Source organism: Streptomyces sp. NPDC059524 (genome assembly GCF_042749255.1).
GTDB lineage: Bacteria > Actinomycetota > Actinomycetes > Streptomycetales > Streptomycetaceae > Streptomyces > Streptomyces xanthii.
The window spans coordinates 10,359-20,185 of record NZ_JBHYTK010000004.1 but is presented as its reverse complement, the minus strand read 5'-3'; the positions used below and the strand labels follow the sequence as shown (position 1 = coordinate 20,185).

The window sequence follows — 9,827 nt, the reverse complement described above, 5'->3', positions numbered from 1 at the left end:
CCGCGCCCCCCGCGCGCCCCCCCCCCCGACCCCGCCCCGCCGGCCCGGCGGCGGGGGGGGTGCGCGCGGGGGGGGGCGGGGGGCTCACCCGCCCCCCCCCGCCCCCGCTCTGTTGTGCCCGCGAACCGGTCGCGTACGGCTGTGTGTGCGAACAGGACCAGCCGTTCATGCCACAGATTCGGTCATGTAAGGGGACGATTCCGGCGGCGGGGGGTAGTGAGGGGAGCAAATCCGTTCCCAGAACGGTCAGTTGTAGTGCTGAATAGAAAGCGCGGGGATACGCAACGGCGCGCGCCCGGCACTGCTGGGGGCGTACGCCAACAGGCGGCAGAGAGGGGTTTGTTCGTGGCTGCTTATCCGGAGACCGTGGTCCCACCGGCGCTGGCGCTGCCGGCGATCGAGGATGCGTTTCCTCGCAACCTGCACCCGTATTGGCCCAAGCTTCAGGAGAAGACCCGCTCCTGGCTGCTGGAAAAACGTCTGATGCCCGCCGACAAGGTGGAGAAATATGCCGATGGCCTGTGCTACACGGACCTGATGGCGGGCTACTACATCGGGGCCCCCGACGACGTGCTGTCGGCGATCTGCGACTACAGCGCGTGGTTCTTCGTCTGGGACGACCGGCACGACCGCGACGTGATCCACGGGAGGACGGCGAGCTGGCGGCGGCTCGCCGTCCAGCTGCACGCGGCCACCGAGGCCCCGGAGCTCCACCTGGACCACAAGGACCCGCTGGTCGCGGGCTTCGCGGAGAGCGTGAACCGGCTCTACGGCTCCCTGAGCAGGAGCTGGAACGCCCGCTTCGCCCGCCACTTCCACGTGGTGATCGACGCGTACGACCAGGAGTTCCACAACCGGATGACCGGCACGGTGCCGACCGTGGACGAGTACATCGCCCTGCGCAGGAACACGTTCGCGCACTGGATCTGGCTCGACCTCCTGGAGCCCTCGGCGCAGTACGAACTGCCCGCGTGGGTGAGGAAGAACGAAGCGTTTACGCGTGCGGCACTTGCCTGCCAGGATTTCGCCGCGTGGTACAACGACCTCTGCTCGCTCCCCAAGGAACTCGCGGGAGAAGAGCTCCACAACCTCGGGATAAGTCTCATCAAACACCAGGGACTTTCCCTTCAGGAAGCCGTCGTGGAAGTCCGCCGAAGGGTGCAGGGAACCATCGACGATTTCCTTGAGGCGGAAAAAGAAGTCGAACAGATGGCGGCGTCCGCGGAACAGGTGGGGCAACACGGAAAAGAACTCGCGGACGCCATAAGGGCGTGCGTGGGAAACATGCGGAACTGGTTCAGTTCCGTGTACTGGTTCCACCACGAATCAGGGCGATATGCGGTGGACAGCTGGGACGACAGGTCCACCCCGCCCTACATAAGCGACGAACAGCCCGATCAGGTGGGTGAATGCGCATGACCGTCGATTCGACCCTGCGGGACCGGACGGCCGGCGAGGCCGAGTCCGGCGTCCCGCCGCTCGCGCCCGGCGCCGTCCCGGTGCTCGGACACGCCGGGAGCCTGCTGCGCGACCCGCTCGGCTTCCTCACCGGGCTGCGCGACGGCGGAGACGTGGTGCGGCTGCGGCTCGGCCCGCGCACGGCCTACGCGGTGTGCGATCCGGAACTCGTCGCCACGCTCCTCAAGAGTCCCGACTTCGCGGTCGGCGGCCCCCTGTGGGACACCATGGGCGTCCTGCTCGGCAAGGGCGTGGCGACCAGCAACGGGGCGCTGCACCGGCGTCAGCGGCGGGCCATCCAGCCCGCGTTCCGGATGGACAAGATCCACGAGTACGCCGCCGTCATGGAGGACGAGGCGCGCCGCATGGCGGACCGGTGGAGCGACGGGCAGACCGTCGACATCGCCGCCGAGGTCTTCCGCACGGCGACCCGGATCGTGGCCCGTTCGGTGCTCCAGGTGGACTCGATCGACGAGCGCGCCGACCGGCTCTCCACGGCGCTGCACACCGTCTTCGAGGGCCTGTACCGGCGGATGATCCTCTCCCTCGGCCCGCTGTACCGGCTGCCGCTTCCGGCCAATCGCCGATTCGAGAACGCGTTGGCCGATCTGCATCGCATGGTCGACGAGATCATCGCCGAGCGCAGGGCGGAGGCGGCTTCGGGCGGCAATCCCGACGACCTCCTCGCGGCATTGCTCGACGACCGCGACGAAAATGGTGAAGCCGTCAACGAACAGGAGGTGCACGACCAGGTCGTGTCTCTCGTCGTGGCCGGTGCCGAAAATGTGGCGAAGACCCTGACATGGGTCTTTCAGCTCCTCGCCGAACACCCCGAGCACGAAAACCGGCTGAGCCAGGAAGTTGAATCCGTGACGGGCGGGCGCCGCCCGGTCGCTTTCGGTGATCTGGGAGAACTCGCATATATGCGGAATCTCATCACCGAGTCGATGCGGATACGCCCCGCGGTCTGGATTCTGACACGGCTCGCGTCCGTCGACACGACACTCGGCGGGTATCGCATTCCGGCCGGGACGGACATCCTCTACAGCCCGCTCGCCATGCAGCGCGATCCGCGCGCGTTCCGTGACGCCCTGGCCTTCGACCCGGACCGGTGGCTGCCCGAGCGGGCCGCCGACGTCTCACCCGCCGCACACGCCCCGTTCAGCGTCGGCAACCGCAAGTGCCCCGGGGACCACTTCAGCATGGCCGAACTGTCCCTGATCCTCGGCACGGTGGTGCAGAAGTGGCGGCTGGTGCCGACCGAGGGGACGGACAGCACGGCCCGCATCGGGATCACGCTGCAGCCCAAGGGGGCCCTGCTGGAGGTGCGGGCCAGGTAGCCCGCCCCGGGGGGGGGCGGGGGCGGGCGCCCCCCCCACACCGACAGTGCGCCGGAAGGAGTGTTTTTTGGTGCCGATCACCGTCATGAAATGGGGGCGCAAATCGGGCCCCTTGCCGAACCCGGCGCGCGCCGCGATGGCGTCCACCGTCTCGTCCGTCCGCTCCAGGAGCTCCTGGGCGAGCAGCACCCGCTGGCGCAGCAGCCACCGGTACGGCGTCGTGCCGGTCTCCTGCTGGAAGCGCCGCGCGAAGGTCCGCGGCGACATGAGGGCCCGCGCCGCCAGCTCCTCCACGGTCACCGGCCGGTCCAGGTTCCGCTCCATCCACGCGAGCACCTCGCCGACGGTGTCGCAGCGCGTCGCCGGCAGCGGCCGCTCCACGTACTGGGCCTGCCCGCCGTCCCGGTGCGGCGGCACGACCATCCGGCGCGCGATCGCGTTGGCCACCTCGGTGCCGTGCTCGCTGCGCACGATGTGCAGACAGGCGTCGATCCCGGCCGCCGTCCCCGCCGAGGTCACGACCGGCCCCTCGTCCACGTACAGCACGTCCGGGTCGACGCGGGTGCGCGGGAAGCGGACGGCGAGCTCGCGCGCGTACCGCCAGTGCACCGCGCAGCGGCGTCCGTCGAGCAGCCCCGCCTCGCCGAGCACGAACACGCCCGCGCACAGGCTCAGGACGCGGGCGCCCCGGTCCACCGCGCGGCGCAGCGCGTCCAGCAGCTCCGGCGGATAGGCCTCGTAGCGCCGCCCGGCCGAGGGGATGGCGACGAGGTCCGCCTCCTCCAGCCGGTCCAGTCCGTACGGCGTCGAGACGGTCATGCCGGGTACGTGCGTGCCGAGCGCCGGGCCCTCCGCGGAGACCACCGCGAAGTCGTACACCGGCAGCCCCGCGTCGCCGCGATCGAGGCCGAACACCTCGCACACGACGCCGAGTTCGAAGGGGTGCACACCGTCGAGGAGCACTGCCGCCACGTTTTTCAGCATGCCGTCCAGTGTGCCTCAGTCGTGGCAGGAATTCGAGGTTCTATGACAGTCCTGCCACTGCCGCGCGGTCCCGGCGAGCGGGAGAGTGGAGGACATGAACACAGCGATGAACTACCTCACCGTCCTCGTCGTCTTCCTCCTCCTCGCCGCCCCCTCCCTCTACGGGATGGCCCACGACCGCAGGATCGACCGGCAGCTGCGCCGGGCCCGGCAGGACGCCGAACGCGCGTCCCGCCAGGCCCGGTTCACCACGGTCGCCTGACCTGGAAGAGGGCACCAGGCCCCCCGAGGTTGCCTAGAAGTCCTCGTCGAAACCGACCGAGCCCTCCACCGCCACCTGGTACGCCGAGGGCCGGCGCTCGAAGAAGTTCGTCAGCTCCTGGACGCCCTGGAGCTCCATGAAGGAGAACGGGTTCTCCGAGCCGTACACGGGCGCGAAGCCGAGCCGCTGCAGACGCTGGTCGGCGACGCACTCCAGGTACTGCCGCATCGAGTCCGTGTTCATGCCGGGCAGACCGTCCCCGCACAGGTCACGGGCGAACTGCAGCTCCGCGTCGACCGCCTCGCGCAGCATGTCGGTGACCTGGACCCGCAGCTCGTCGTCGAACAGGTCCGGCTCCTCCTTGCGGACCGTGTCGACCACGTCGAACGCAAAGGACATGTGCATCGTCTCGTCGCGGAACACCCAGTTGGTGCCGGTCGCGAGCCCGTGCAGCAGGCCCCGCGAGCGGAACCAGTACACGTAGGCGAAGGCCCCGTAGAAGAAGAGACCCTCGATGCAGGCGGCGAAGCAGATCAGGTTCAGCAGGAAGCGGCGGCGGTCGGCCTTCGTCTCCAGGCGGTCGATCTTCTCGACCGAGTCCATCCACTTGAAGCAGAACTCGGCCTTCTCGCGGATCGACGGGATCTCCTCGACCGCGTCGAACGCGGCCGCCCGGTCGTCCGGATCGGGCAGGTACGTGTCCAGGAGGGTCAGATAGAACTGGACGTGCACGGCCTCCTCGAACAGCTGGCGCGACAGGTAGAGGCGCGCCTCGGGGGAGTTGATGTGCTTGTACAGGGTGAGCACGAGGTTGTTCGAGACGATCGAGTCGCCCGTCGCGAAGAACGCGACAAGGCGGCCGATCATGTGCTGCTCGCCCGGAGACAGCTTCGCGAGGTCGGCGACGTCCGAGTGGAGGTCGACCTCCTCGACCGTCCACGTGTTCTTGATGGCGTCCCGGTAGCGCTCGTAGAAGTCCGGGTAGCGCATGGGACGCAGGGTCAGCTCGAAGCCGGGGTCCAGCAGGTTCTTCTCGGGGGAGGGAGTGGTCATTACTGGCAGGCCTCGCAGGACTCGGGGTTTTCCAGGGAGCAGGCGACGGCGTCCGGGTCCGCCACCTGGACGGGGACGGTGGAGCGGGCCGCCGCGCGGGCGATGCGCGTCGCGGGGCGCGAGCGCAGGTAGTACGTCGTCTTCAGGCCCGACTTCCAGGCGTACGCGTACATCGAGGAGAGCTTGCCGATGGTCGGCGTCTCCATGAACAGGTTCAGGGACTGGGCCTGGTCCAGGTACGGGGTGCGGGCCGCCGCCATGTCGATCAGGCCGCGCTGCGGGATCTCCCACGCCGTGCGGTACAGCGCCCGCACGTCCGCGGGGACCCAGGTCAGGTCCTGCACCGAGCCGTTGGACTCGCGCAGCGCCTCACGGGTCTGCGCGTCCCACACGCCGAGCTTCTTCAGCTCCTCCACCAGGTACGAGTTGACCTGGAGGAACTCACCGGAGAGCGTCTCGCGCTTGAACAGGTTGGAGACCTGCGGCTCGATGCACTCGTAGACACCGGCGATCGAGGCGATCGTCGCGGTCGGGGCGATCGCGAGCAGCAGCGAGTTGCGCATGCCGACCGCGGCGATGCGCTCGCGCAGCGCCGCCCAGCGCTCCGGCCAGACCGGCTCGACGCCGTAGTGGTCCGGGTGCAGGACGCCGCGCGCGGTGCGGGTCTTCTCCCAGGCCGGCAGCGGCCCGTTGCGCTCGGCGAGGTCCGCCGAGGCCTCGTACGCGGCGAGCATGATCCGCTCGGCGATGCGCGTCGACAGGGCGCGCGCCTCCTCCGAGTCGAAGGGCAGCCGCAGCTTGAAGAACACGTCCTGCAGGCCCATCGCGCCCAGACCCACCGGACGCCACTTCGCGTTGGAGCGGCCCGCCTGCTCGGTCGGGTAGAAGTTGATGTCGACGACCCGGTCCAGGAACGTGACGGCCGTGCGGACGGACGCGTCCAGGCGCTCCCAGTCGATGTCCCCGGTCGCGGTGTCCACGAACGCCCCGAGGTTGACCGAGCCCAGGTTGCACACGGCCGTCTCGCCGTCGTCCGTGACCTCGATGATCTCGGTGCACAGGTTCGAGGAGTGGACCGTGTGGCCGGGCTCCGCCGTCTGGTTGGCGGTGCGGTTGGCGGCGTCCTTGAAGGTCAGCCAGCCGTTGCCGGTCTGCGCGAGGGTGCGCATCATGCGGCCGTACAGGTCCCGCGCGGGGATCGTCTTCTGCGCCTTCCCCGCGGCCTCGGCCTCGCGGTAGGCGGCGTCGAACTCCTCGCCCCACAGGTCGACCAGCTCGGGCACGTCGGCGGGGGAGAACAGCGACCACGGCTGGTCCGCGTTCACCCGGCGCATGAACTCGTCCGGGATCCAGTGCGCGAGGTTCAGGTTGTGCGTGCGGCGCGCGTCCTCACCCGTGTTGTCCCGCAGCTCCAGGAACTCCTCGATGTCGGAGTGCCAGGTCTCCAGGTACACGGCGGCCGCGCCCTTGCGGCGCCCGCCCTGGTTCACGGCGGCGACCGACGCGTCGAGCGTCTTCAGGAACGGCACGATCCCGTTGGAGTGCCCGTTGGTGCCCCGGATCAGCGAACCGCGGCTGCGGACGCGGGAGTACGACAGACCGATGCCGCCGGCGTGCTTGGAGAGGCGGGCCACCTGGTGGTAGCGGTCGTAGATCGAGTCCAGCTCGTCCAGCGGGGAGTCGAGCAGGTAGCAGCTCGACATCTGCGGGTGCCGGGTGCCGGAGTTGAACAGCGTGGGGGAGGAGGGCAGGTAGTCGAGCCGGCTCATCAGGCCGTACAGCGCGGCGACCTCGTCCAGGGCGCGCACCGTCTCGTCCTCGGCCAGGCCGCAGGCCACGCGCAGCAGGAAGTGCTGCGGCGTCTCGACGACCTTGCGGGTGATCGGGTGGCGCAGCAGGTAGCGGCTGAAGAGCGTGCGCAGGCCGAAGTAGCCGAATCGGTCGTCGGCGGCCGGGTCGATCAGTGCGTCGAGCCGCGCGGCGTGCCCGCGCACGAACTCGGCGGTGCGGTCCGCGATCAGGCCCTCGCGGTGCCCGACCTCGATCGAGCCGGTGAACGAGGTGACGCCCTGCGAGGCGGCCTCGGCGGCGACGGTGAGGGTGAGCAGACGCGCCGCGAGCCGCGAGTAGGCCGGGTCCTCGGAGATCAGTCCGGCGGCCGCCTCGGTGGCGAGCTCGCGCAGCTCCGCCTCGTCGGCCCGGGCGGACCGGCCGCGCAGCGCCGCGGCGGCGACCCGGCCCGGGTCGGCGTCGGGCAGGTCGGCGGTCAGCTCGGTCAGCGTGCGCAGCAGCGCGGTGCCGGGGGCGTCGGCCTCGGCACGGACCGGGGCTGAGGCGGGATCGGCGGGCGCGATCGTCACTGGGGGGCTCTCCCTCGCTCGGCTCGGGGCCCGCGGGGAGGAGGAGTGGCCCGGGCGCGCACACGGGGGCGCCCGCGTCACCGGCCCGTTCCGCGAGGCCCTGACGTCTTCGGCACCCGGGCCGGACGGCTCGGGCGCACCGTCGGCAGGTCTTCGGACTCACGTGAGGGGCCTTTGTGGCCTTACGTTCACCGTTGCGGGACAGTTCCGGACTTGCACCGGATTCCCCTGCGACGACAGCGAGAGCGAGCATACATGTTGTGCCCGGGCTTCCGCTCCGGGCCCACATGTTGTGTCGCGGTGAGGTCAGGCCACCCCGGGCCGCTTCAGGAGCGTGGTCACGAAGTCGGCCGTGAAGTCGCGCGGGCCGGTGCCGAGCGCGACCCGGCCGCGATGCGCGGTGCGGGCGGCGACGAGCGGGGACTCGGCGTAGTAGGCGCGCGGGTAGTCGCTGTCGTAGGGGATGAACACGGTCTTGCCGCGGGTGAGTTCGCTCGCGCACTCCACGACGACGGTGCCGTCGGCGGCGGTGACGAACGACTCGTCGGCGCAGACCCCGACGGCGAGCGGGTCGTGCAGCGGGCTGCCCGCGGCCTCCGTGTACGCCTCCAGGTAGTACCGCATCAGACGGGCGGTCAGCGCCATGCCCTCGCCCGCGTCCTCCAGGACGGCCAGGTGGTCCTTGGTGAAGCGCCAGCCGTGCGTCGCGTCGAGCCCGACCATCGTGTACCGGATGCCCGAGGACACCACGAGGTCGACGGCGTCCGGGTCCGCCCAGGCGTTGAACTCGGCGACCGGCGTGATGTTCCCGGGCACCTCCGCGGCCCCGCCCATGAAGACGAGGTGCTTCACGCGCCGCGCGAAGTCGGGGTCCTCGGTGAGCGCGAGCGCCACGTTGGTCAGCGGGCCCGTCGCGCACACGGTCAGCTCGCCCTCGTACTGGCGTGAGAGGCGCAGCATGGCCTGTGCGGAGGTCTCCGTCTGCTCGGGCACGCTCGCGTCGGGCAGCCGCTCGGAGCCGAGGCCCTCCGCGCCGTGGAACTCGCCGGCCGCGGAGTACGGCAGCCGGGTCAGCGGGCGGCCCGCGCCCCGGTGCACGGGCACGTCGCCGTCGATGCCGAAGGCGCGGGCCAGGGCGCGGCCGTTGCGGAAGGCCTGGGAGGCGGGCACGTTGCCGCCGACGGTCGTGTAGGCCTTGAGGTCCCACAGGCCGGTGCCGAGCAGGTACTGGAGCGCGACGGCGTCGTCGATGCCGGGGTCGCTGTCGAGGACGATGGGTGCGGTCAAGGGTTCCTCCAGGGCGGGTGGTGCCGATCGTCGGGTGGTGCCGATCGTCGGCCACCGTAACGGGACGAGCCCCTCCAGAGGTGGAGGGGCTCGTCCTTCGAGAAGGGTGTGACCAGGGCTAGTGTCCGGCGCCGGTCCCGACGGCCGGGAGCTCGACCTTCACGCCCTTGTCGCCGGCGTCGGCCGTGTAGTCCGACGGAGACGTCTCGTCGATGCCGTCCGGGGCCTTGAGCGCCTTCAGGACGAAGGTGAGGACCACGGTGACGACGACGTTCAGGACGAACGCGGTGAGGCCGATGTAGCCGATCTCGCCGATGCCCGGGATCTCCTTGGCGGAGCCGCCGAAGTGCTTCTGCGTCGGCGAGGCCACCCCGTACGCGGCGACCGTGCCGTAGACCATGCCGACGGCCCAGCCGGCGAGCAGGGCCCAGCGGTGGAACCAGCGGGTGAACAGGCCGCCGACCAGGGCCGGGAAGGTCTGCAGGATCCAGATGCCGCCGAGCAGCTGGAAGTTGATGGCGACGGTCTTGTCCATGGTGAGGACGAAGGCGAGCGCGCCGACCTTCACCAGCAGGGACACCAGCTTGGAGACCTTGGTCTCCTGCGCGGGTGTGGCATCCGGCTTGATGAAGTCCTTGTAGATGTTGCGGGTGAAGAGGTTGGCCGCGGCGATGGACATGATCGCGGCGGGGACGAGCGCGCCGATGCCGATGGCCGCGAACGCGACGCCCGTGAACCAGTCCGGGAACATGTTCTCGAACAGCTGCGGGATCGCCAACTGGCCGTTCTGGACCGTGACTCCGGCCGCGATCGCCATGAAGCCGAGCAGCGCCAGCAGGCCGAGCATGAGCGAGTACAGCGGCAGGATCGTGGTGTTGCGCCGGATGACCTCGCGGCTCTTCGACGACAGGGTCGCCGTGATCGAGTGCGGGTACATGAACAGCGCGAGCGCCGAGCCGAGCGCGAGGGTCGCGTACGTCCAGGTGCCCTGCGAACCGGGTGCGAGCGCCCCGACGGGCTTCTCGGTCGCGGGGTTGATCTGCTCGAACTTCTTGCCGGCCGCGGCGAAGATGTCGTCGAAGC

At 70.2% G+C, this 9,827-nt stretch carries 6 protein-coding genes, 2 pseudogenes and 1 riboswitch; of the genes and pseudogenes, 3 read left to right on the top strand and 5 right to left on the bottom strand.

The features are described from left to right. Positions 1-339: 339 nt before the first annotated feature. Positions 340-1,419 (top strand): multidrug MFS transporter, encoded by a 1,080-nt coding sequence (locus ACFW9D_RS01590; protein ID WP_188336948.1) that lies wholly within the window; start codon positions 340-342, stop codon positions 1,417-1,419. After that, on the top strand, positions 1,416-2,798 hold the full coding sequence (locus ACFW9D_RS01585; RefSeq protein WP_384616657.1) for a cytochrome P450: 1,383 nt from the start codon (positions 1,416-1,418) through the stop codon (positions 2,796-2,798). The genes ACFW9D_RS01590 and ACFW9D_RS01585 overlap by 4 nt, the downstream gene beginning before the upstream one ends. A gap of 45 nt (positions 2,799-2,843) precedes the next feature. Here the strand turns inward: ACFW9D_RS01585 and ACFW9D_RS01580 are convergent. Next, a pseudogene (locus tag ACFW9D_RS01580) lies at positions 2,844-3,782 on the bottom strand (helix-turn-helix domain-containing protein); the annotation flags it as partial. 94 nt (positions 3,783-3,876) lie between these two features. Between ACFW9D_RS01580 and ACFW9D_RS01575 the strand changes: the two are divergent. Then, entirely contained in the window at positions 3,877-4,044 is a 168-nt protein-coding gene (locus ACFW9D_RS01575; protein ID WP_188336945.1) for a hypothetical protein, read from the top strand. A 33-nt stretch (positions 4,045-4,077) separates the two neighbouring features. Here the strand turns inward: ACFW9D_RS01575 and ACFW9D_RS01570 are convergent, their stop codons facing one another. The 4 genes and pseudogenes from ACFW9D_RS01570 to ACFW9D_RS01555 form a co-directional block, all read right to left on the bottom strand. Beyond that, positions 4,078-5,097 carry a ribonucleotide-diphosphate reductase subunit beta gene (locus ACFW9D_RS01570; protein ID WP_188336944.1) on the bottom strand — a complete coding sequence of 340 codons (1,020 nt, stop codon included), beginning with the start codon at positions 5,095-5,097 and terminating at the stop codon, positions 4,078-4,080. Continuing rightward, positions 5,097-7,457 carry a ribonucleoside-diphosphate reductase subunit alpha gene (locus tag ACFW9D_RS01565; protein WP_384616654.1) on the bottom strand — a complete coding sequence of 787 codons (2,361 nt, stop codon included), beginning with the start codon at positions 7,455-7,457 and terminating at the stop codon, positions 5,097-5,099. The genes ACFW9D_RS01570 and ACFW9D_RS01565 overlap by 1 nt, the downstream gene beginning before the upstream one ends. A 126-nt stretch (positions 7,458-7,583) precedes the next feature. After that, positions 7,584-7,727, bottom strand: a riboswitch (cobalamin riboswitch). A 36-nt stretch (positions 7,728-7,763) separates the two neighbouring features. Then, positions 7,764-8,744: a nucleoside hydrolase gene (locus ACFW9D_RS01560; protein WP_384616652.1), complete on the bottom strand. Its 981-nt coding sequence runs from the start codon at positions 8,742-8,744 to the stop codon at positions 7,764-7,766. 118 nt (positions 8,745-8,862) lie between these two features. Continuing rightward, positions 8,863-9,827: pseudogene (locus tag ACFW9D_RS01555) on the bottom strand (sodium:solute symporter); the annotation flags it as partial.

Bases quoted from the DNA above. Each gene is read 5' to 3' on its own strand.
- ACFW9D_RS01585 (WP_384616657.1), top strand. From the start codon at position 1,416: ATGACCGTCGATTCGACCCTGCGGGACCGGACGGCCGGCGAGGCCGAG.
- ACFW9D_RS01575 (WP_188336945.1), top strand. From the start codon at position 3,877: ATGAACACAGCGATGAACTACCTCACCGTCCTCGTCGTCTTCCTCCTC.
- ACFW9D_RS01570 (WP_188336944.1), bottom strand. From the start codon at position 5,097: ATGACCACTCCCTCCCCCGAGAAGAACCTGCTGGACCCCGGCTTCGAG.